General features: G+C 35.4%; 19 protein-coding genes. 7 read left to right on the plus strand and 12 right to left on the minus strand.

Annotated features, from left to right (window positions below; all coding sequences use genetic code 11):
* Positions 1–18: 18 nt before the first annotated feature.
* Genes LC457_RS10910 through deoC form a run of 3 tightly spaced genes read left to right on the plus strand, consistent with a single transcriptional unit; the run spans position 19 to position 2,201 of the window.
* Complete coding sequence (locus LC457_RS10910) at positions 19–954, plus strand: endonuclease/exonuclease/phosphatase family protein (RefSeq protein WP_223599864.1); 936 nt, start codon at positions 19–21, stop codon at positions 952–954.
* Positions 955–982: 28 nt separating this feature from the next.
* Entirely contained in the window at positions 983–1,453 is a 471-nt protein-coding gene (locus tag LC457_RS10915) for an Lrp/AsnC ligand binding domain-containing protein (RefSeq protein ID WP_047379047.1), read from the plus strand.
* A gap of 4 nt (positions 1,454–1,457) precedes the next feature.
* Entirely contained in the window at positions 1,458–2,201 is a 744-nt protein-coding gene (gene deoC / locus LC457_RS10920) for a deoxyribose-phosphate aldolase (protein ID WP_223599865.1), read from the plus strand.
* A gap of 52 nt (positions 2,202–2,253) precedes the next feature.
* Here the strand turns inward: deoC and dusB are convergent, their stop codons facing one another.
* Positions 2,254–3,249: a tRNA dihydrouridine synthase DusB gene (dusB, locus tag LC457_RS10925; RefSeq protein ID WP_223599866.1), complete on the minus strand. Its 996-nt coding sequence runs from the start codon at positions 3,247–3,249 to the stop codon at positions 2,254–2,256.
* Between the two features lie 197 nt (positions 3,250–3,446).
* On the opposite strand from dusB, the gene LC457_RS10930 reads away from it, so the two are divergent.
* The gene (locus LC457_RS10930) at positions 3,447–5,417 is read left to right on the plus strand and encodes a T9SS type A sorting domain-containing protein (protein WP_223599867.1); all 1,971 of its coding nucleotides are present in this window, start codon (positions 3,447–3,449) and stop codon (positions 5,415–5,417) included.
* A gap of 76 nt (positions 5,418–5,493) precedes the next feature.
* Here the strand turns inward: LC457_RS10930 and LC457_RS10935 are convergent, their stop codons facing one another.
* Positions 5,494–8,721 (minus strand): hypothetical protein, encoded by a 3,228-nt coding sequence (locus LC457_RS10935; RefSeq protein ID WP_223599868.1) that lies wholly within the window; start codon positions 8,719–8,721, stop codon positions 5,494–5,496.
* Positions 8,722–8,877: 156 nt separating this feature from the next.
* Between LC457_RS10935 and LC457_RS10940 the strand changes: the two genes are divergently transcribed.
* Together LC457_RS10940 and LC457_RS10945 are read left to right on the plus strand one after the other, a co-directional pair.
* Positions 8,878–9,747, plus strand: a complete 870-nt coding sequence (locus tag LC457_RS10940) for a T9SS type A sorting domain-containing protein (protein WP_223599869.1) — start codon at positions 8,878–8,880, stop codon at positions 9,745–9,747.
* A gap of 159 nt (positions 9,748–9,906) precedes the next feature.
* On the plus strand, positions 9,907–10,716 hold the full coding sequence (locus LC457_RS10945; RefSeq protein WP_223599870.1) for a T9SS type A sorting domain-containing protein: 810 nt from the start codon (positions 9,907–9,909) through the stop codon (positions 10,714–10,716).
* 165 nt (positions 10,717–10,881) lie between these two features.
* On the opposite strand, the gene LC457_RS10950 is transcribed toward LC457_RS10945, so the two are convergent.
* From LC457_RS10950 to LC457_RS10985, 8 genes are all read right to left on the minus strand, one after another.
* Positions 10,882–13,704 (minus strand): aminopeptidase, encoded by a 2,823-nt coding sequence (locus LC457_RS10950; RefSeq protein WP_223599871.1) that lies wholly within the window; start codon positions 13,702–13,704, stop codon positions 10,882–10,884.
* A gap of 53 nt (positions 13,705–13,757) precedes the next feature.
* A complete protein-coding gene (pyrF, locus tag LC457_RS10955) occupies positions 13,758–15,137 on the minus strand; it encodes an orotidine-5'-phosphate decarboxylase (RefSeq protein ID WP_223599872.1) in 1,380 nt (459 codons plus the stop codon).
* 121 nt (positions 15,138–15,258) lie between these two features.
* Positions 15,259–15,600 carry a YkvA family protein gene (locus tag LC457_RS10960; RefSeq protein WP_223599873.1) on the minus strand — a complete coding sequence of 114 codons (342 nt, stop codon included), beginning with the start codon at positions 15,598–15,600 and terminating at the stop codon, positions 15,259–15,261.
* Positions 15,601–15,684: 84 nt separating this feature from the next.
* Positions 15,685–16,224, minus strand: a complete 540-nt coding sequence (locus LC457_RS10965; RefSeq protein ID WP_223599874.1) for a TlpA disulfide reductase family protein — start codon at positions 16,222–16,224, stop codon at positions 15,685–15,687.
* 9 nt (positions 16,225–16,233) lie between these two features.
* Positions 16,234–16,797, minus strand: coding sequence for a thioredoxin family protein (locus LC457_RS10970; protein WP_223599875.1), 564 nt, complete (start codon positions 16,795–16,797; stop codon positions 16,234–16,236).
* A gap of 18 nt (positions 16,798–16,815) precedes the next feature.
* Complete coding sequence (gene aroC, locus LC457_RS10975; protein ID WP_142717824.1) at positions 16,816–17,886, minus strand: chorismate synthase; 1,071 nt, start codon at positions 17,884–17,886, stop codon at positions 16,816–16,818.
* A gap of 50 nt (positions 17,887–17,936) precedes the next feature.
* Complete coding sequence (locus tag LC457_RS10980; protein ID WP_223599876.1) at positions 17,937–19,571, minus strand: hypothetical protein; 1,635 nt, start codon at positions 19,569–19,571, stop codon at positions 17,937–17,939.
* A 54-nt stretch (positions 19,572–19,625) separates the two neighbouring features.
* Positions 19,626–20,177, minus strand: coding sequence for a YMGG-like glycine zipper-containing protein (locus LC457_RS10985; RefSeq protein ID WP_223599877.1), 552 nt, complete (start codon positions 20,175–20,177; stop codon positions 19,626–19,628).
* 242 nt (positions 20,178–20,419) lie between these two features.
* On the opposite strand from LC457_RS10985, the gene LC457_RS10990 reads away from it, so the two are divergent.
* Positions 20,420–20,860 carry a hypothetical protein gene (locus tag LC457_RS10990; RefSeq protein WP_223599878.1) on the plus strand — a complete coding sequence of 147 codons (441 nt, stop codon included), beginning with the start codon at positions 20,420–20,422 and terminating at the stop codon, positions 20,858–20,860.
* Between the two features lie 468 nt (positions 20,861–21,328).
* Here the strand turns inward: LC457_RS10990 and LC457_RS10995 are convergent, their stop codons facing one another.
* Together LC457_RS10995 and LC457_RS11000 are read right to left on the minus strand one after the other, a co-directional pair.
* Positions 21,329–22,162, minus strand: a complete 834-nt coding sequence (locus LC457_RS10995; RefSeq protein WP_223599879.1) for a glycosyltransferase — start codon at positions 22,160–22,162, stop codon at positions 21,329–21,331.
* 427 nt (positions 22,163–22,589) lie between these two features.
* Positions 22,590–22,817 carry a glutathione synthase gene (locus LC457_RS11000; protein WP_223599880.1) on the minus strand — a complete coding sequence of 76 codons (228 nt, stop codon included), beginning with the start codon at positions 22,815–22,817 and terminating at the stop codon, positions 22,590–22,592.
* Positions 22,818–22,849: the final 32 nt, after the last annotated feature.

Below are 22,849 nucleotides of genomic sequence, written 5' to 3' on the forward strand. Positions count from 1 at the left end.
GTATAGAAATTAGTGTAGATGGAGCTGTTCTCTTTTTATAATGTTGAAAATTTATTTTTACCCGATCCGAAACCTGTCCACAAATTAGATCCTACGCGGTCAGGATTAAGGAACTGGGATGAAAAAAGATATAATAATAAGCTTTTCAAAATCTCCCATGTATTTCAGTTGATGAAGGAGGATAATGGTGTACTGCCATTTGTAATAGGATTGTCTGAAGTTTCCGGAAGGAAAGTATTGGAAGATCTTGTGGAGATGGAGCCCTTTCATTCGCAATATGGAATTGTACATTACAACTCTATGGACGAAAGAAAAGTGGATGTAGCCATGTTGTATGATAAAAATAAAGTAGAGGTAATAGATTCTGAAACCATTACTTTCTTTTTTGAAATAGTAAATAAAAACACAGGAAATTACGACACAACCAGGGACGTACTTTTTTCAAAAATTAAATATAAAGGGGAAATTATTAATGTCTTTATCGCCCATCTTCCCTCTAAGCGAGAAAAAGATATCAATAAACCTAAAAGAGCCTTTATACTGAATGAAGTCCGGGAACGGATTATGAAAATCGTAGATGCTGATAAGGAGCATGTCATACTGTGTGGTGATTTTAACGAAAACCCGGATGATGAAAATTTAGTGCAGATTCTCTATAACAATGACCGCGAGAAGGTTTTAATGAACCCTTTTCAACAATTGTTTTCTACAAGAAATTATTCTACTTTTCATTATAAATCTGGATTGCTGTATGATCAGATTATTATGTCAAGATCTTTGCTTGATAATAAGACGCTGGCTTTTCAGGATGCCCATATATTCAATTCTGAAAAAATCCGCAGCAGAACCAGAAATTTTGAAGGACGACCTTTCCGAACTTATGCTGGTACAAGGTATTTGGGAGGATATAGTGATCACTTTCCGGTTTTTGTAAAATTTAAAAGTTTACAGTAAAAAACATAAATAATAAAAAAAGTAGAAAATGAAAAATTCGAGCAACACAAGCTATCATTTAGATTCTATTGACAAGGAAATTATCTACATGTTGATGGATAATGCTAAAACTTCTTTAGCCCACATTTCAAAAAATGTTGGAATTTCAACAACTGCAGTGCACCAAAGAATCAAAAAACTCGAACATGCAGGAGTTATTGAAAATTCAATATCATTTCTTAATCCTAAAAAAATAGGGTATAAAGTAATTTCCTACATTGGTGTGTTTCTGGATCAGCCAAGTCATTATCCAGAAGTGGTAAAATCTTTGCATGATATTAACGAAGTGGTGGAAGCCCATTACACAACAGGGAATTATACCATATTCCTGAAAGTTCTTTGTAAAGATAATGATCACTTAATGCAGATCCTTAACAAGCTTCAGAAGCTGAAAGGAGTAACAAGAACAGAGACTTTTATATCTTTGGAACAAGGTATTTACAGACAATTGAAAGTATAACGATATGAACATAGCCCAATATTTGGATTCAACCTACCTGAAAACACCGGAACAATCAGGTATTTCCCATGAAGAAACACTTCAAAAAGATAAAGAACTTGCGCAGGAAGCTATTGAGAATGGTATTTTTGCAGTAATGATTCGACCGGATTATGTAGCTGAGATAAGGAAATATATTCAGGAAAGAAATTCAAATGTTGCAGTAGGAACTGTAATAGGTTTTCACGAAGGAACGTATTCTGTTGAAGAGAAGCTTTCCGAAGCCTCAAAAGCAATAGAAGACGGTGCTGATGAATTGGATTTCGTTATTAATTATACAGCTTATCTGCAAGGAAATACAGAGCTGGTAAAAGATGAATTTGTAAAATGTACAAGATTATCTCTTGAACATCATAAAATAGCAAAATGGATTATTGAAATTGCCGCTTTGACAGATGAACAGATTGCAGATCTTACCAGAAATATTTCTACCTGGGCAGAAGAGAATTTCTCTGAAAATGATTGGTCAAAAATTTTTGTTAAATCTTCAACAGGATTCTACAAAACTCCTGAAGGAAAACCTAACGGAGCAACTTTTGAAGGAATAACAATTATGCTCAACAACGCAGGAAAGCTTCCTGTAAAAGCAGCAGGTGGTGTAAGAACCCCTGAGGATGCTGAGAAAATGATTAAGATGGGAGTGAAAAGAATAGGAACTTCTTCAGCTTTAGCACTGATTAAAAATGAATCTCCGTCAGAAGGATATTAATCTAAGGTTCAAAATAATAAAAAACCATCAGTTTTGCTGATGGTTTTTACATTTATATCTGTGCCTGATATTCTTCGTAGAACTGTTGGGTTTCTTTGATTAAGCTGTTCATTTCTTCCAATGTGAAAACTTCCAGGAATTTTCTTCTGAAGTCCTTGAAGTGAGGGATTCCTCTGAAATAATTACTGTAGTGCTGTCTCATTTCCACCAGACCTAATCTCTCTCCTTTCCATTCAACGCTCCATTCCGCATGCTGGCGAACGGCCAATAAACGGTCTGATATTGTAGGGGCAGGTAAATGCTCTCCTGTTGTAAAGAAATGCTTGATTTCATTAAATATCCACGGATAGCCAATAGCAGCACGTCCGATCATAATACCGTCACATGCATACTTTTGTTTATATTCTAATGCTTTTTCAGCAGAATCAATATCTCCGTTTCCAAAGATTGGGATCTCAATATTAGGGTTTTGTTTAATTCTGGAAATATGTTCCCAGTCTGCTTCACCCTTGTACATCTGGGCACGGGTTCTGGCATGTATAGTAAGAGCTTTGATTCCTGTTTCCTGCAGACGTTCTGCAACTTCATCAATATTAATGCACGTACTGTCCCATCCTAAACGGGTTTTTACCGTTACAGGCAGATGAGTGGAACTTACAACAGCTTTTGTAAGACGAACCATCAGGTCAATATCTTTCAAAACGCCTGCTCCCGCTCCCTTGCAGACAACTTTTTTTACAGGGCATCCAAAATTGATATCTACCAGATCCGGATTTACTGTTTCAACAATTCTTGCGGACATGGCCATAGCTTCTTCGTCTCCACCAAAGATCTGTATGCCCACTGGTCTTTCATAATCGAAGATATCAAGCTTTTTACGGCTTTTGATAGCGTCACGAATCAACCCTTCAGAAGAAATAAATTCTGAATACATTAAGTCTGCACCATGCATCTTACACAAACGTCTGAACGGAGGATCACTTACGTCTTCCATCGGAGCCAGCAAAAGTGGAAATTCCGGCAGTTCTATGTTGCCTATTTTTATCATAGTGCAAATTTACGAAATTCTGAAAAAACAATATTTTACTATTTATAATGTGTTTTTGTTTTGCGTATTTTTGTTTATTTAAGGGATTTTATGATATTTTGTTTAATTTTTATTTAATTTATATGTTTGATTTTCAGTGTTTTTAATATTATGTTGAAAAATATTTCTTATATTTAATACTAATAAAAATTAATAATATGAGAAAAATTCTATTTTGCTTGATGGCAGTTTTTTCTGCATCAAATTTTTATTCACAAGTGAATGTGTCTGCTACGGCAGGTACAGCTACAGGAACCTATACTACGTTAAAGGGAGCATTTGACGCTATTAATGCGGGAACACATCAGGGAGCAATTGCAATCAGTATCACAGCTAATACCACCGAAACGGCAACTGCCAGTCTGAACGCCAGTGGTGGTGCAACAAGTTACACTTCGGTTGCGATAAAACCCGCAGTGGGAGTTACGGCTACTATTTCAGGAGATGTTGCCAGTGCACCTTTAGTGAGAATACAGGGAAGTAATATTACTTTAGATGGAAGTAATGCTGCTTCTGGAACTACAAGAGATCTTACCCTTACCAATACTTCTGTTACAGCACCTCAGGTACTTACATTTATTGCGGCTTCTGCTGCTGCTGCCAATACGAATATTACGGTTAAAAACCTGAATATAGTAAACGGTATCAATACCTCTTCTGCTTTTATAATGTATGATGGAGCTACAACTCCTACAGGGGGCTTCTTTAATAATGTGACGATCCAGAATAATTCTGTGAAGAAAGCCTACATAGGAATTTATTTATTTGCTGCAACAGCTGCAGGTAACGGAGGTAACACTCTGGTGACAGGAAATGATGTGAGTGCCTCCGGAACAGATGCTGTTCGTCTTTGTGGAATTTATGCACAGGGAGCAGACGGAGTAACAGTAAGTAATAATACAATTGGCAATTTTGAAACTACCAATGCTGAGATCAAGAGAGGAGTCTGGTTTGCAACTGCAACTGTAAATTCTTCCATTACTTCAAATACCATTACCAATCTGGGGTATACCGGAACAGGTGCCGGAGGTGCTTCCGGAATAACAGTAACTTCTGGTAATACGGGAGCTTCCGCAGCAGCCAATATTATTGTAAAAGGAAATACAATTTCTAATTTTAATTCCAGTGGAACGGGAACTCTGTTTGCCGGAATTTATGCTGGAGGCACATTAACGAATGGAATGACTATAACCAATAATAAAATCACGGGAATCAAAAATACCAATGTATCCGGATATGGAGCGCAGGGGATATATCTGTCAACAACAAGTCTTACCTCCAATACTTTAGTGGCCAACAATATTGTAAGTGGTGTAGCAGGTTATGGCTATGCAACAACAGGCGGAGTAAATGACAACGGAAACGGAATAGTCATTGCCGCAGGAGGAGGGTATAAAGTATATTATAATACTGTTGTGATGGATGTAAGCCAGACTGTTGCAGGAAGGCCATCTGCCTTAAACATTACGAGCGGAGTAACTGGCGCGGGAGGTATTGATGTGAGAAACAATCTTTTTGTCAATACCCAAACCCAGGCAGGAGATAGATATGCTATTTACGCCGGCGCAGCCAGCACGGTTTTTTCTACTATTAATTATAATAATTTTTATTCTTCAGGAACGAATCTCGGGTATATCGGAGGAGCTGCAAAAGCTACCCTTGCTGATATCCAGGCAGGATTTGGAGGTAATGTAAATTCTTTGAATGTTCTGCCGGTATTTGTATCAGCAACAGACTTCCATGTGTCTGGTACCGGAAATGCCGCTCTTGATAATAAAGGAACTCCGGTTGTTGAAGTGACATTGGATGCTGATGGTAATACAAGAAATGCTGTAACACCGGATCTCGGAAGTTTTGAATTTACAGCAACTGTATTGGCCGTAAATGAAGCAGCGAAAAAGAATACAGTCAATTTCTATCCAAACCCGGTTGTAGATTACCTTTATATCAATAATGACAGCAGAATCAAAGATGTTGAAGTATATAATGTTTCAGGACAAAGAATCCTTAGTGAAACAATCAACGCAGAAAAAGGCTCTGTAGATATGAAACGTGCTCCAGCAGGAATTTACATCTTAAAAGTAAATACCGAAAGAGGCTCACAATCACTTAAAGTTATTAAAAAATAAAAATTAACTAATAACCAATATAAATCCCCAATAGTGATATTGGGGATTTTTTATTGTAAATAAGGAACTGTCCAGCTTAGAAACTTGCCTTTACCTGCATACTTCCGATATGAATGGTCCGGTCACCCGAATTTCTTCCTTCATAATTAAGATTCAGCTGGATAAATGAGTTGATTGCCTGCTGAATAAATACACTCCATACCTGGTTTTTCCCCGGCTTCAAACCATCCAGCATCTGGTTTCCTACAATACTGAAATTGTTTCCGGTAAAATTGTTGCTGATGAATGAGAAATTTCCACGGATCGATGTTTTTCTGCGCTCCCATTGGATAGTTCCTGTAACATCAAAAGCTTTTAGAAGTTCTTCACCATCCAATCTTTGTTTCTGACGGAAAGCAGAGGATAATTCAGCCTGTATAGCGTCTGTGAATTTATAAGTGGCCTTAGGCTTTGTTTCAAAATTATTAAGACGGTAATCCCTTGTTGCAAATAACTGTGAGGAGTTTTGAATGTCATGAACAGAATTTTCCCAATCGACTCTGAATTCTTTATTGAACCAGTATCCGATATTCAGGAAATGAGAGGTTTGCTCACGCTCTTCATTACTGAAATTGGCATTGATGAGGTTATCGTTTGTGATGAATCTGTAGTTACCATTCCAGCCTGATTTATCGGTAGGATTGAATTGTACAGAAGCCAGTATATTTTGATTTTTAAGAATCTGATCGCTGTTTTTTTCAAAAGGATTCAGCACAAGAACTTTATCCTTTTTATAGAATGAGTTTTGGGAATTCAATGAAATATTGAAATTCCAGCGCTTTAAAAATCCGTTTTCTGAGTTGAAAACGATTGCCGGATTGACAAATAATGCCAGCTGTAATTTATTTTTATTGGAAGGAATATACCTTACGGAATTGGTGTACACACGAATGTATTGGGCAAGATCGGAATATTCTGCAATTTCAAATTCGTCAAGCTGCTGTATGCCATCGCCGTTATAATCTGTCCATTTATATACACCCTGTCCATCCGTTACTTTAATGTACTGGAACTCTCGCTGTGCTTCCTGTCCGTTTCCAAGTTCGTAGAAAGCCTGAAGACGCATCCCGTTTCTGAAAAGCTGTTGATTGTATAGAATATTTCCAACGACGAAGTCATTATTTCGGGTAACGTCACCTTCCGCACCTGAGTAGAAAAATTTTCTGTAGTGGATTAAAGCATTTAACGTAGTTCTTTCCGTTTTGATGATCTGACTTTCTGCCATGAAACCTAAAATATTGTTCATGTTCTGAAGCCTGTTGTCACGTACAGAGTCATTATCTCTCATGTATACTTTTGCCAATAGCTTGGTTCTTGTACTGTCACCGATCTTTTTTTGCAAAAAGATTTCTTTCCAGCTGAAACTTGTGACATCCATAAGCTGGGTGTCATTGTATTTTTTCTCATTGTGTTCCATGCTTCCACCAATGGCCCAGCTTCCTTTTTTACCGGTAAATTCAGTTGAAATTCCTCCACGGATAAATTTAGTATCCTGAAGAGTGGCATTAGTACTCAAATAAGATAAGTTCCCTTTGGTAAAGAGCTTTCCGGTGATCCATCCGAAATCAAGGTCGTTTTTAAGTCCTTTATAAGAATCCTGTTCATTCAGATAATTGACACGGTAGTTTAAGGTAGACTTATTATTCCATTTGTTCAGGAAGCTGAAAATAAACCTGTTTTGGGTCTTCTTGTTAAATTCTTGCGTAAGGTTAAAATCTCTGGAGAATTCCACATCATTGATACGGTCAAGAATATGAAATTGTCTGTCTATGTACTGGTATTCAAAGCTTGGAGTTCCCTTCCATGTGTTCTTCGTAAAGCTTTTATTTCCGAAAATACGCCACGCATAGCCCATATTCTGATCAGAATCCTTTGATGAAAATAAATTGACATCATAATTACTCAGGGAAATATCAGCTCCTATTTTTCCTTCATTCAATAAATATTCAGAATTCAGGGAATATACCTGTGATTTCTGAGGTGAAGGAAGCTTTCTTACCGCTCTGTAATCTCCGGCATTAGGACCAACATATTCAAAAACACGTCCGTTGTTGGTGGTCTGTGCTATTTTATAATCTCCCAGATTAGCCCCGAAATAAGTAAAAGAAACCTGGTAAAGTGTTAAGTTAGGATCAGTGGAAAACTCGTAGAAATTCCCGGCAGAGTTTAACTTGTATAAAATTTTATTCACATCATATTCGGTAACAACTCCTGATGGTGCATACATCAGATTAGGATCATTACCTGCTTCAGCAAGGATTTGTTCATCCTCTTTAGAGAGATTTAAAGAAAGAGGTGCGTTTTTATTGTCATTTTCCATGAACCAGTTGAGGCCCACTTTGAATTTTTCTCTCTGATGCTCAAGTTTTCCGGTAAATAAATATCTGGAATAATTTCTGTTGGCGTAGTTATAAGAAATCGTAATGAAATTCTGCTGGAAAATAGGGCGGAAACTGGTAAAAGTAACCTCACCTGTATTGTAATTAATGATATAATCCTGGTTTTCTCCTCGTTTCATTAAGATACCGTCAATGAAAACCTGCTCAGAACCTGAAATCAATGTGATAAACTGTTCACCGTTTTTACCTGTCAGACGGTAAGGTCCCTGGTTACCTTCAACCCCCTGAAAACGAATTCTATGGAACTCACTTCGTGCAACACCGGCAGAAATATCAATCAATGTTTTGTTTTCCTTTCCAATTTCTGTCTGGAACTGAAGTCCCATACTTCTTCGCTGGTATTTCGCAAAATAATTTTTAGATTCTACAAGATCAAGGTGTCCGGCTCTGAGAATAGACTTTTCCTTGATGTTAAGCTGCATATAAATTTTATCAAATTCCTCCAAAGTCTGGGTATAACCATCAGCCTGAATAGGAAGGTTATGATCTGAAATACTGGCTAAAATCGTCACATCTTTTGAAAGTCGTCCCGAAATCTGAAGATCCATAGAACTTTGTACAGATTGTCCCTGGTTGTTACCAAAAGTAATCCCACGGATGATAGAACCCTTTGAATTAAGCTCACCTAAGAATCTTTTTTTATCATTTTTTGCCAGGACAGCTTCATCAATAATGATCTTATTGTGTGTTCTTATGAAATCCAGAGTATCTTTTGCAAAGATGTCCTGTTCCAGTCGTGCAGCAAGAATACTATCCCTTTTAATGCTGTCTTCAGGCACGTTGGGGTTTTTCCATGAAAATACCTGAGCATTTCCTGAAAATATGCCTAAGAAGAATAAAACGAATAGGATAATGAAATTCCGCAACTTTTAAAAATAATTCGTAAAAATAATTAAAAAATGTTAACATTAAGGGGTCAACTATAATTAACAAAAACTTAACCTCTTTATTGTCCCCCCAAAAGAAATAGAATGTAGTTTTGTTATCGAAAAGAAATTATTAACAACAAAAAAATTTAAATCATGAAAAAATTTTATTCTCTTTTTGCAACAGTGATGATGGGTGCAGTTGCCTTTGCACAAACAACTTACCTTTGGGATGGTAGTTCTGTAAATCCTATTTCAGGTACAAATGCAAATATTTCAAGTGTAGCATTTGCAGCAACTCAGGGAAATAATAATGGTACTACTAACTTAATTACTACTACATCAGTATCTAGTGGTTATACAGGAGCAAGCGGGTCCAGTAATTTTGGTGCTGCGGCTTTTAAAGATGCTCTTTCTACTGCTGCAAGTACTTATTTTAGTGTAACTGTTACTCCGGTTGCTGGTAATAAGGTAACTTTAAATTCTTTAAATTTAGGATCAAGAGGAACATCTACAGGACCTGGAAAGATTACAGTATATTCCAGCATTGATAATTATGCTACTGCAATAGGAACTGTAAATGTGAATAACAATAGTACATGGACGTTGAATAGCATCACTTTTGCAGGTGCAAATTTAGTAGGAGCAGAATCAGCTCCGGTTACCTTAAGAATCTATGGAAGTGACAGTCCTGGTACAGGAACTCCTTCTCTTGGTACTGCTAACTGGAGAATAGATGATATTTCTTTAGTTGTTACTTCGTCTACTGCTTCTCTGGCTGTTATTGATGCTAAAAATACAAAATCAGGGAACTTCGTAAAGAATTCTTTTGTTAAAAGCGATGAGATTGTTTTCGGATCTGATGTAAAAGACGTGAAAGTTTTCAACATGTCCGGACAGCTTGTAAAAGAAGGTTCTGTGAAACAAAACGGAACTGTTAATATTGCTGAACTGGCAAAAGGAAACTATATCATAACAGGTACAGTAAACAACCAACCGGTTTCTCAAAAAGTTCTTAAAGACTAATCTCCTGAGATAAAAATACAAACAGCCGTTTCATTGAAGCGGCTGTTTTTTTATGCAACTATTTACTGATGTTTAGATTTTTGTATACTGTTTATTTCTTAATTTGGTGGTATTGTTTTTGATGTTTTTATTACAAATCCATTTCTAAAAATTATGACGATGAAAAAAATCTTTACTCTTGTCGGGCTTGTATCATTAACTGCCTTTGCAAATGCTCAGATTGTAATTAATGAGATTTATGGCGGAAATGCAAATTCAGGTGCCGTATTGAAAAATAATTATATTGTGCTCAAAAACATCGGAACGAATTTGGTTTCTTTGACTGGCGCCAGTATACAATATGCTCCAGCGATAGGAGCTTTTACTGAATATCATACGCTGCCGGATTTTACTTTAGGCCCTGAAGAAACCTATTTGATTCAGGAATCAGCCATTGATGGTGGTGTTGAGAATTTACCGACCCCTGATTTTATTGCAACTACTATTGTCAGTTTTGATGGAACACTCAACAAATCTTCCGGATTGAGAATTTCCAGTGTGTCTGGAAAAGTTGCTTTAGCTGGAAATATAGTTCAGGTTACCGGACCATCGGCATCTAATGTCCTGGATTTTGTAGGATATGGGTCAAATGCAGATCAGTTTAAAGGAGATGGGCCAGCTCCTTCTCCCACTACAACCACAGCTATAAAAAGAACATTAGTAGACAGTAATGATAATGGGGCTGACTTTTCCCTGGAAGGCAGTGTGAAGTCCGGTTTTGTGCAGAATCCTTTTATAAAGGATAGTAAAATTGTCTTCGGAACTGAAGTGAAAGATGTAAAAATCTACGATACCTACAGACAGATTGTAAAAAAATCACCTACAAAATTAGCATCAACTCTTGATATTGCCGAGCTTCCCAAAGGAACTTATATTGTGACAGGAACCATTAACAATATTCCGATCTCACAGAAAATTATAAAAGATTAGTTTTAATAAAAAGAGTTTATTTTCAAAGTTAGGTAATTGGACTTTGTCATTCTGAACGGAATGCAATGTAGTGAAGAATCTCATATGCTTGGCTATTCATAAGATTCTTCCTTCGTCAGAATGACACTTTTGAGGTCTTTTTTTCTTTTTTTGTTATCCGAAGGCTTAATACCAGCCTCTTCTTGCTGCATTGATGATGGAACCAAGATTAAGAATCAATGTATATCGGATACGCTTTCCATAATCTTTAAATGAAGGTTCAAAGCCTAAGGAAGATTGTATTGGGAAATAAACTTCCAGAAAATCCGGGATGATTCTTACTTTAACTCCGGTATCCCATATGAATTTGGCGGGAAGGTCTTTATTTTTATAAACTCCGGCATCTGCATACACATGGAAAATTTTCCATACACTTGAATCTACATTGGCAGAAGTGATCCATTGGTTTACCATTCCCGGAAGGAATGATTTGAAACCACCATCAGCTAATATAAACTGTTGTGAAAGCAGACCACTGCTGGCACTTTCTCCCAAAAGATTATAAGAGAAAGAGTAGTTGGAAACCCTCGAAATTCCATAATCGAAAAGGTTGTTTCTTGTATTATTTCTTAAGAAGTATCCGGCAAATAAACGTAAACTTAGCTTTTGTTTAGGAGCAAATTCCCATCTATAGAAACCTTCAGCTGTTATTTTGTTAAAATCCTCCATTCCCTGCGTACTCAGACTAAAACTTTTTTCATGGATCATCTGGCTGTCACTATATCCATATCCGACTGTCCAGACATTGTATTTGCTGTAGTCGTTATTGGCAATCATTTTAGGGCTCAGATCTCTTTCAAAATAATTATAGGAAACCCCGATGCTTCTGCTCACGGTACTTCTGGGATTTTTTCTAAAATTGATAGAAGTAGCTATTGAACTCTTTCTGTAGGCTAATCCATAATCGTAATGGAAATAAGAACCGGAAACTCCAAAGGTTAAACTTCGGATAATACTTTCGGCAGGCAGAATAGAGTAGGAAACAGCTCCTGAACCTGTCAGTTTTCCTGTTCCAGTACTGTAGGTTGGTGTGACTGAATACAGGAATTTCTGATCAAATAAAGATTGGTTTTTTAAGTTAATTCCCAAAAGAAATTTATCATACGTATTGTTGAAACGTACTCTTGGCGTGATATAAATTTCGTTGTATTCGGGATTTGGTATGTCTTTTATTAATTTAAGTTTAATTTTTTTTGCATTGGAAAATATTCCTTTTGCATATAGGAAATTATCTCTGTAATTTGACTCAGGGAAGGTATATCCGCTGTTTAATGTAACTTTATAGATGTTATCAGAAGCCGGAAGTGACAGATTGGTAATGCGTTCATTTTCTTCAGTATCTATCCAATATACCTTTTTTTCTCCTTCTCTGGTCTCGGTTTCAAGCTTTACAGGAATGGAAATATCTGTATTTTTTGTAATCTTTATTTCTAAGGAATCGTTGCTTTTTCTAATGTTTTTTAACTTGAAATCAACCCTGTTTTTCTGTTTTAAAAAGTTTGAAAGATAGGCAGATGATTTATTTTTCTCAGAAAGAGAAGTCAGGAAATTTTCAGGATTAATTTTTTTTCCGCTATTCTGAGAAATATAATCTTTTAGAATATCATTGAAGTTGTCATATCCCATTTTATCCGCCGAAAAATTAAAAAGACTTCCGGTTTCAAAACTACTGACAGCCATGTCATTAAAATTACTTAAAACAGGAAAATGCTCATCAATCTTCTGATCAAGATTTTGCAGCATGATATATTGATAAGAAAGTCCGTAACGATCCAGAAGTTTTACTTTAGAGGCATGGAAAAATTTTAAAGGCTTAATTCCAAATACTCTGGTTTCAGGAAGTGTTCCTAAAAGTTTTGTGTCAGCATAGAATTTTTTCAGATACTGAATTTCCAGGTAAGATTTTAAACCGTTTTTGAACCAATGGTCTTTTTCTTTATCGGCAATAACGTTTTCATCAAGAATTTTCTTGGCGATGATTCCAAAATAATCCAGATCTGTTTTTTCAGCATTCGTAAATAGCTGAAATCTGAATTTCCAGAAAGTAATATCATTATTTCCGAAAAAGTCTTCTTTAGCTCTGAATTTATCAGAAATAAAAATGCTTTTCGGAAGAATACCGATTCTTTCTTTCAGGAATTTTAATTGTAAAGGAAGATAAAACTCCAGATTCTGTTTTTCTTCGGGTTTCAGATTATAACCAAACTTAATTTCTGTTTCAGCGCCGTCAACATTAGTTTTTATTGAAGGATATCCGGTTGTCGAAATCAAAAACTCAGGGTCTGAATCCAGATATCCTTTGAATGAGTTCATTTGAACCTGAGGAAGATTACCTTCCACAAAATTATTTACGGGAATATCAAAGTTTACAGTCCAGAAAGTATTGAAACTTACGGGTTCTTCAATATCGTGATAGTTTCTTTTGGAAATATTGTCCGGATCAAAATGATCCGGAACAATAAAGAAATATTTTAATACCGTATTCTGAGCGGATGTTCCGTATCCCGTAAAGGTTTTATCGGGAAGCTGCATCCGGTATTGCAGTTGTAAAGTGACGCTTTCGCCAGGTTTTAATACATTTTTCAGAGGAATAAAAAGATTTTCATCTGAGATTGTATTGACGGGAATGACTTCATTGTCAGAATTCTTAACATTCAGTTCAAGAAGTTTTCCCAATTGATTGCTTTTCGCAAAATGCAAATCAGTATTTCTGTCTTCCAGTTTTCTGTAGACTAAAGACGTTCCGCGTCTGTTGTAAGCGGAAACCCAATTCAGGAGTTTTACAGTCTGCAGGTCTTTTTCAGAATGATTGTAATAAACAATTTCCTGACTGATCTCAAGGTTCTTTTTGTCAGGAGACAGTTTTGCTTCAATATAGATGCTGTCTTTCTGTGCAGAAACCTGTGCGGCTCCCCAGAACAAAATAAGGCAAATGCTGATCTTTTTCAAATATTCGTGATAAAGCCCAAATATAACTTATTTTGTAAATACTTTATAGGATTTTAACCCTGAATTGCTTTTTTTTCCAAAGAATTAATATACGCGTTCCAACCCTCTGTCTTATAAGTGATCGCAGCTGCTTCAGGATTATCAGATTTGTAGATTCCTCTTCCTACGATGATAAAATCTGTATGCAGCGTTTTGAAAACATGTTCCGGTGTATTATACTGCTGTCCTTTACCATCACCAGAATCTGCAAGATTAACTCCCGGAGTGAATAATAAAAGGTCTTCCGGAATTTTGTTCTGAGATACTCCACCAATTACATTAGGATGAGATAAAGCTACTTTTAAAGCCTCTTCACGATAGCTTGCAGTAGTCAGAGCTCCTTTTGAAGACATTCCTACAATAGCAACTACTCCTACATTGTGGAAGCAGTCTAATGATTCAAAACCTCCGATAACCTGAGACGTTACGAAATCTGCCCAATTTGTAATTTTGAAAACCCCGCTTGTGAACTGAAGTTCCTGAGTATTTCCAATGTCAGCAAATTTTCTGTCCTCCATCAGTAAGAACTGGTGTTTTGTTGCAATAGCTTTTAAAGGAGTGATTGTTTTTTCGTAATCAAAATCAGAAATAATATCGATGTGTGTTTTTAAAGCAATGATGTGAGGTCCTACTTTTTCAGCAAACTCAAGTAACTCCTGAGTGGTAGTAACATCTGCAGAAGCAATAAGATTTGATTTTTTTGCTAAAGCTGTTTCCAGTAATTTTTTTGAAACTGAGTGTTGCGTAGTCTGAAGTTTCTGTTCGTAAGAAGATCTGGTTTCCTCTTCAAACTGAATATGGTTCCCCTGAAGGAAGTCCTGGATTCTTTTTACCTCTTCATCAGACAGTTCACCGGTTTCCTGAAGAATATTGCATACTTCCGAAATATTGAAAAGAGTGTGTACTCTGTATCCTTTGCTTTCCAATAGCTGTTTCCCGCCTTGTTCTCTGTCCAATACCACTACAATATCAGAAACTTTAAGGTCTTCCTGTTCTATTTCAGGAATGGTTTCTAACAAAGATTTTCCTGAAGTGATTACATCTTCTACCAAAAGACAGTTTTGTCCTTTCTGATAAATTCCTTCAATCAGTTTTTTTGTCCCGTAGCTTTTAGCTTCTTTTCTTTTAATAATTAATGGAATATAGCTTTCCAGAGACATTGCAGTCGCCATAGGAAGAGCAGCATAAGGAACTCCACAGATTAAATCAAAATTATCCAATGGAAGCATTTCCAATAAATAATTAGCAAGATTTTTTAAAATTTTAGGATCTGAAGCCAAAGGTCTTAAGTCTACATAAAAAGGACTTTCAATACCACTTTTCAGGGTAAACCTTCCGAATTTAATGATTCCTAGTTTGTAGCACTCTAAGAAGAATTCTTTTTTACTTTCCATTATTTTTTATTAGATATTGCAAATTTAAGGAATTGAAATAAGGCTTAAAAATTTATCGTTCATTTGTAAATAAAAAACCACCCCGGATTTACCAGGATGGTGTGAAAAATATAATAAACTATTATTTTACGATTTCAGCATCAATGACTTGGGCTCCGCTGTATTTTTGCTGGGCTTCCCATAATAAAAACTTGTCGACCTCTTTGATGAGCTTAGGAATGGTAAGTGACAATACTGCCAGGTCATCCATGACTCCAAGTACCGGTATAACAAATTCAGGAAGCAGGTCAATAGGAGAGAGCACATATAAAATTCCCAGTAAAGGAAGAATAATGTCTATGGATTTCATAGGATAGGCTCCTTTTCTCCACATTTTGACCATTCTGAAAATATCAGGGATCTTTTTTATAAAGCCCTTGTGACTGATGGCTTCTTTTGCAAGATTTAATTTTGAATATTTCATTTTTGTGTTAGGATTTAATAAATTTTTCAACATTGTAAATTTCACAAATCCTGTACCAACAAATTATAAAATTTAGTTAAAAATTTATTTGATAATATTGTCAATGAACTGATGCACAGTCTCTGTGTCCCAATCTTTTGTAGCATCTTCCTTGATAAGGATTCTTCCATGCTTATCCAGAAGGAAAGTCGTAGGAAAAACTTTAGGAAGAATTTTCTCAGAAATAGGGCTTTGAGCAATATATACAGGAACAGTGTAATTATTTTCCTTTAAAAATTTTCTTATATCATCCTCTTTGTCATTCATTGCAATCAATACGAAATCTACATGATCTTTTCTGGTATTATACAGTTTCTGAATAGATGGCCATTCTTTTCTGCACGGTGGGCACCAGGTTCCCCAGAAGTTCAGGAAAATCCCTTTATCTTTAAAGTTTTTAAGATTCGTACTCGGAGCATTGATTCCCTTAAGTTCTATATCGTAATCCTCTTCACTGATATGTACAGCATTTTCAATAGTTGCAACAGGTAAGAACGTATCTTTTAGAAAATTCCTTATTCCCGGTACAAAAGCAACAACACCGATGATGACGATTAATACAAGATAAATGACGTTTTTTTTCATATCTGGTGTTTATAGGAGATCTAAAATTTCCTGAACAGCATCTTTTCCTCTGTTCTTGGCATAATATATCTGCAGATCATTATAGAACATATCTTTTGTGTATGCTTCAGGATTAGCTTTATATTTCATTAACAGTTCATACCCGTATTTCGGACGAGGGCCCCATGAATTTTTTACATTCAGGTCTTTATCAAGAATAAGAACCTTAGGAATAGATTCCGTGCCATTGGTCAGAAACTGGTTGATTAAACTTTTATCACTGTCTCTTAGAAAAACTCTTACTTCATTATGACCTTCAAAAAATCTGAATAATGCAGGTACTGTTGCACTTGCATCACCACACCAGGCCTCAGAAATGATTAAAATCTTTCCGTCAAAGTTTTTGGCAGCAAGTTCTTTCAGCTGATCTTCATCCGGAACGTATTTTTTTACCGTTCGGTCCATTCTCTGAAGACCCAGCTCATAATATTGTTTATATTCAGCTTCCTGTTGGTTAGCAGGATTCTCTAATCTTTCTTTTGCAATCTGAAGGTATTCCTCAAAAGAAATTCCTTTATCCCAGTAATTTTTCATTACCAAAAATATTTTATGTTAAAAATTATTGATATTTCTTGTTTTGTTGATCAGAAAAAGGTCTGCCAATACAAATGCAGCAAGGCTTTCCACTACCGGAACTGCTCTCGGAACTACACAAGGATCGTGGCGCCCTTTTCCTTCTACGATTACAGGATTTCCATCTTTATCAATACTATCCTGAGGTCTCAGAATAGTTGCCACAGGTTTGAATGCCACACGGAAATAAATATCCATTCCGTTGGAAATTCCGCCCTGGATACCTCCTGAAAGGTTAGACTTTGTAGTAAAATCTGTATTGAAAGCATCATTATGCTCTTTTCCTGTCATTTTGGCTCCGCAGAAACCGCTTCCATATTCAAAACCTTTGCAGGCATTGATATTCAGCATAGCTTTTGCAAGTTCAGCCTGAAGTTTTGAAAATATAGGTTCACCAATTCCTACGGGAACATTTTTAATCACACATGTAATTGTTCCACCAATTGTATTCCCTTCTTTTTTGATCTCTTTGATTCTTGAAATCATCTTTTCAGCTGTTTCAGCATCAGGACAACGAACATCATTGCTTTCCGTTTGGGAAAAATCTAAGGCCTGATAAGGTTTTTCACAGAAAATATCACCTACGGAAGACACGTAAGCGTTGATTTCAATGTCTGATAAAAGCTGCTTGGCAAGAGCTCCGGCAACTACCCAGTTCATGGTTTCCCTTGCAGAAGATTTTCCGCCGCCACGATGATCTCTGAAACCAAATTTCTGGTCATAAGTAAAATCCGCATGGCTTGGACGATACGCGCCTGCTATATGATCATAATCTTTTGATTTCTGATTTTCGTTTTCAATGATAAAACCAATTGGGGTACCTGTTGTTTTGCCATCAAAGATTCCTGAAAGAAACTTTACTGTGTCACTTTCTTTTCTTTGAGTAACAATTGCTGACTGGCCAGGTTTTCTTCGGTTCAGTTCGTATTGAACCTTATCGAGATCTACCGTTAAACCTGCCGGGAAATTATTGATGATACCGCCATAAGCCACTCCGTGACTTTCTCCAAATGTTGTAAGACTAAGAAGATTACCTAATGTGTTGAACATAGTACAAAATTACCTTTTTTTCTTCAGATAATAAAGTTTCTGGATTTGTTCTATTTATCGGTGTTTTTGATATTATTGATAACCTTTTGGGCTTCCTTTTTTTCTTCCGGAGTCATTTTTTTCCAGATAAACCCTTTTTTCAGATCATTTTTGTCTGATAGCTGAGGGAAAATACCTGCTTTTACATCATCAAAAATATAGAATGGGGTAACCGCTGGAACTGGAGTATCAAAACTGTAAGGATAGTTGTGGGAAACATTGAATTTAAAATTCCCGATTTTAAATGTATTAAACTGACGATATTCGTAGGTTGAAGGCTTGTAAAGCTGTTTCTTTTCAAATCCTGTCATAAAACTTCCTACTCTGAAGCTCGGAATATATTTTTGTATTAATGCCGGAAAAGATAGCATGGAAACGAAAAATAAACTGAGAACAGAAAAAACAATAATAGATTTCTTCTGGTTGAAATATTCATAAAACAGAACAAAAAATACCACAAAGAAAACATCGATGAAAAATCTGTATTGGGCAGAAAATGTAAGGACCAATATACTTTTTATCAATAATGAAATACAGATCAGCGTGATGAGTTTTCTTTTTTTGATCCAGGCAAATACAAAAAAAACAGCTAAACTCAGGACAAAAAGAATATTAATTTTTGATTTGATTCCTTCCAGAAAAAGCCAGTTTTTAATATAATCTGCTGTAGAAAATTTTTGAATTTCTTCATAGGTGTACTGCATGTCATAGGTTTTCATGATTGCAAATTGTGACGAAATTTTTAAAACCTCGGGATTGGGTTTCCATGATACTCCCAGATCACCTATTGCTACAGGAAAAACTGGAAAACCGAATGTCCATATGTTTTTAATAAAGAAAAGAAAGAGAATCAGAATCCCTAAAAGTAATGGCTTACAATTGTTTTTAAAAATAAAAACCGAATGTAAGAATACCAATATAGGCAGCCATATCATCGTAGGTTTTATAGAGAAAACAAAAACAGAAAAGGCAAAAAGAAGAGTCGTATTTTTGTTTCCGGCTATGAGCTCATTTAAAATAATCAGTGAAAAAATAATGACAGGAAGATCCGGGCTTGGAGACTGCGAAAACAGTAATAAGACAGGTAGGAAACAAAGATGTATCCAGTTTTTTCTTTCGATGATATAAATGGTGTAGATGATGAGTAATACAGCATTGATTCTTAAAAACGGATCAGAAAAATTGGAAAATCCGGCCTGAAAAATATGCCAGACAGACATTTGCCCCAACGTAAGATCTACGTTTGAAATACCCTTTACCAGTCCATATTCTGCAAGCCATTGAAGGGTAGGGATGTAATAGCCAAAATGATCCAATATATAAGGATAATAAGAACCCGCGAGCATAATAACAAGAGTGGTAACACTAAAGAGTATAAAATCTTTCTTTGAAAATTGATAAAACTCCTTATAGAGCTGATGTCTAAAGAAAAAGAATAATCCCAATAGTATTGAAGCTGTTTCTGCATAGATATTCAAAGGGATGAAAAAAGAAATAAATGTCCATATCAGGCTTATTCCCAGGATTCCGGATAGAATTTTTCCTGAGATTCCCTGAAATAGAATCCCGGATACATTTTCCATGATTTTCCCCCAGCCTATTAAGACAGGAATGATAAAAATTGAAGAAAGCAGGATCAATAGCATAAAAAAAGATTGCCTAAAAATAAGCAATCTTTATATTTATTGTGAAAATATTTATTAACGGGGTTGTACCCTTCCGTCTTTTCTATCTTGTGATCTACCAATGGTATATCCTGTTGCACCTCCTACAACACCGCCAATTACAGCTCCTAGTCCTCTGTTTTTCTTAGCGATTAAGGCTCCTGCAGCAGCTCCACCTACAGTACCAATAACGGTTCCCTTGGCTGCTTTACTCCATCCTTTTTTCTGGGTCGTTCCCTGTGAGGTACCACTTCCATTATTGGCATAACTTCCGTTGCTACCTGATGAGCCGGAATTTGAGTTTCTGTCTCTATATACTGTTCTTGTTTCTCTGATTACCTGTGGTCTTGAATTATTTTCAGCAGCAGCTCTTGCTTTTTTGGTTTCAGATATGCTGTCTGCTTTTTTCTGAGCTTCATAGACCATCTTTTCTTTTTCAATAGCCAGTTTTTGTTTTTCTATTTCAAGTTGTCTGGCCTGAAATTCAAGTTTCTGTGCTTCCAGTGATTTCTCAGCAACGCTGTCATCTTTCTTGCAGGCCGTCATTAAAAAGACGGATAAAAAACCTGCTAATACTATCTTTCTCATAATTCAAATTTTAATAAGATAAAGCCAAAACGACTTTGATTTTAATTTTATTTTCAATTATGAAGCCAAATTTTAGTTAATGAATGTTAAAATTGATGCTAAAAAGTGGAGATAATTTTTAATAATGACAAATTTTATACTGTTAATGCGGAGTTGCAGGGTATTTGTAAATTTTAGTTCACGGATAGTTTTTATTGAATTCATATAAGTTGACTATTTTTGAATACCAAATTACTTTTAATATGAAAAAATCAATTTTTACAGTATCAGCATGTATTGGATTGCTGGCTGTTGTCACATCATTTTCCTCTACGGAAATAATAGAGAATAATAAAAGCTGTTCAGAAATAGCTGATACTGTACCAAAGTCTCAGACTTATAAGATCCGTTATGGTCTTCTTTCAAAAAGCGGAGCAAAAATTCTTTCGGGAAATTATGATGTAGGAAGTTTTCTTGCTGAAAATATGGTTACCGGAGAAGTGTATGATACTTATTATAGCGGAGGATTTCAGCCGGTACCACAATATTACGACGGACTTCCGGCAGGAACTTATACTTTTTCTGCTATGCAGGGGCAAGGTGGATGGGTAGGTTATGGAACGGTAATTGCTACAGTTTCGGACGCACAAGTAGATTCTGATGGATATATTACAGTGTATATTCCGATTATTTGGGAGGAGTAGGCCTTGTGAACCAAAAAATATTTAACTAAATTTACCTTCCCTGAAATGAATTTTTTTAATCGTTGAATCGTTGATTATATTTTTTTTATTTGTTTTTTATCAATTTTACATTGAATAAATTCTAATAAATTACTATAATTGTGTAAATTATTATTGATTCATTCATCAGGATGTTTTTGATTCTATAGAAGTATTCATTCTCTGGTTCTGTATTGTATTATGCTCTTTTGAAGAACGTATTAATATTAGTTGTATTGAATGATTCTACAATATTCTGTTTAGGTTTTCTAAATAGATTTTTTTCATCATTTGTGTTTTTTAGGCCTCCATCAGGAGGCCGTTTCTATTTATTCAGTTTTATGATTCTGCTCATATAATAATTGGAAAGGAGATGGTATCTTTGAGTATAAGAACATTTTCATTCCATATTTTATCAAAAAGACTCCTCTGCATGAGGAGCCTTTTGTTTTATATATTATCTAAGGTGACTTTTATTTTACTGATTAATCGATGCATTTTTCTAGTCTGATACCTGATAAGGTTGTAAATTTCCTGCGAATTGGTAAAAACTTCGGGAACTGTCTGGTTATTGATAGTTTTTATCCCCCGTCTTTTCATTGTATCATGGATCACTCTGGCAAAGGATTCTTTTGCGCTTTGTTTTGCCTTGTCCTGGGAAATCCCATCGGAATGCAGTCTGTATAAATATAAAGGTTCTTTGATGAATTTAGCTTCTCCCTGTTCCAGTATTTTTAAATACAAATCCTGATCTACTGCATTTTTTAAATTAAGATTAATCCCAGTAGTTCTTAAGTAAGTTTCTTTTTTAAAAGCAAAGAAGTGAGCAAATTGAATGGGGCAGTTGAAAAAATGGCGGTTATTGTAAATCTGTTTGGTACCGGCATATATTCTTTCAGGAGTTAGGTTTTCATCACACAGCATCATTTGAGAATATACCGCCGCAAGATCATCTCTGTCAACAAATTCCTGGGTTGTTTTTTCCAACGCTTCCGGATAAAGTGCGTCATCTGGGTCCAGGTAGGCACACAAATCTCCATTGGCATATTTCATGCAGGCAGCTTTTGTAAAACCACAACCTTTATTGATTGGGTTATGATAAAGTTTGAAGCGGAAATCACCTTGAATCAGGGACTGTATAATCTCTACAGAATTATCTGTGGAGGCATCATCAACAATTATAACTTCCCAGTTTTTATAGGTTTGACTGATTAATGAATCATAGCATTCCTTGAAATACTTTCCATTGTTATAGTTGGCTATAAGTATAGAAAAAATTGTCACTTTGTTTTGAATTAATTATACAAAAGTATAGAATAATATATGTGTAAAACATTACTATAATCATAGGATATCTGATATTTTTTATTATATTTTAAAATCCGTGAGGGTGAATTATGTCTTAAATACTGTTTTTCAGTGAACAATTTTTGGAATATTAGAAAATAACCGGAAGAATAGGAATTAAAACAGCATTGTTTATTGTCTTTTTTTGAGAAATACTTTCTACTGGCTGGATAGCTTATTATTTAAAAGAAATAATAATTTTATGACTGTACGCATAAAATAAAAAAAAAGAGTGGTATATCTTTGGTTAAGAATTAATAGATAAAATAATTTTTATCTCTGATATAAAATTTTTTTTCATCATTTGTGTTTTTTGAGGCCTCCAATTTTTTGGGGGCTTTTTCCATATAATAATCTTAAATCTTTAAAGATCAAAAAGTATTCTACCGTTAAAAGGGGAATCCCAAATGATAAATACTTTGTCATTTGATCTTCGCAGAGGAGCTTGAATGGTTTCATAGTCTCCTTTTTCGGTTAGTCTTTCCACAATAAGATCAGAACCTTCACCTATTTCATTTACATTGTACTCCAACTGATATTCTTTTTCATTGTTTTTCGTGAAATCTTCTTTACTAAAAATTATTTGTGCCATGATAATTTAAATTTATTGGATTGATTTATATG

The organism is Chryseobacterium sp. GVT01B (genome assembly GCF_019970045.1).
GTDB lineage: Bacteria > Bacteroidota > Bacteroidia > Flavobacteriales > Weeksellaceae > Chryseobacterium.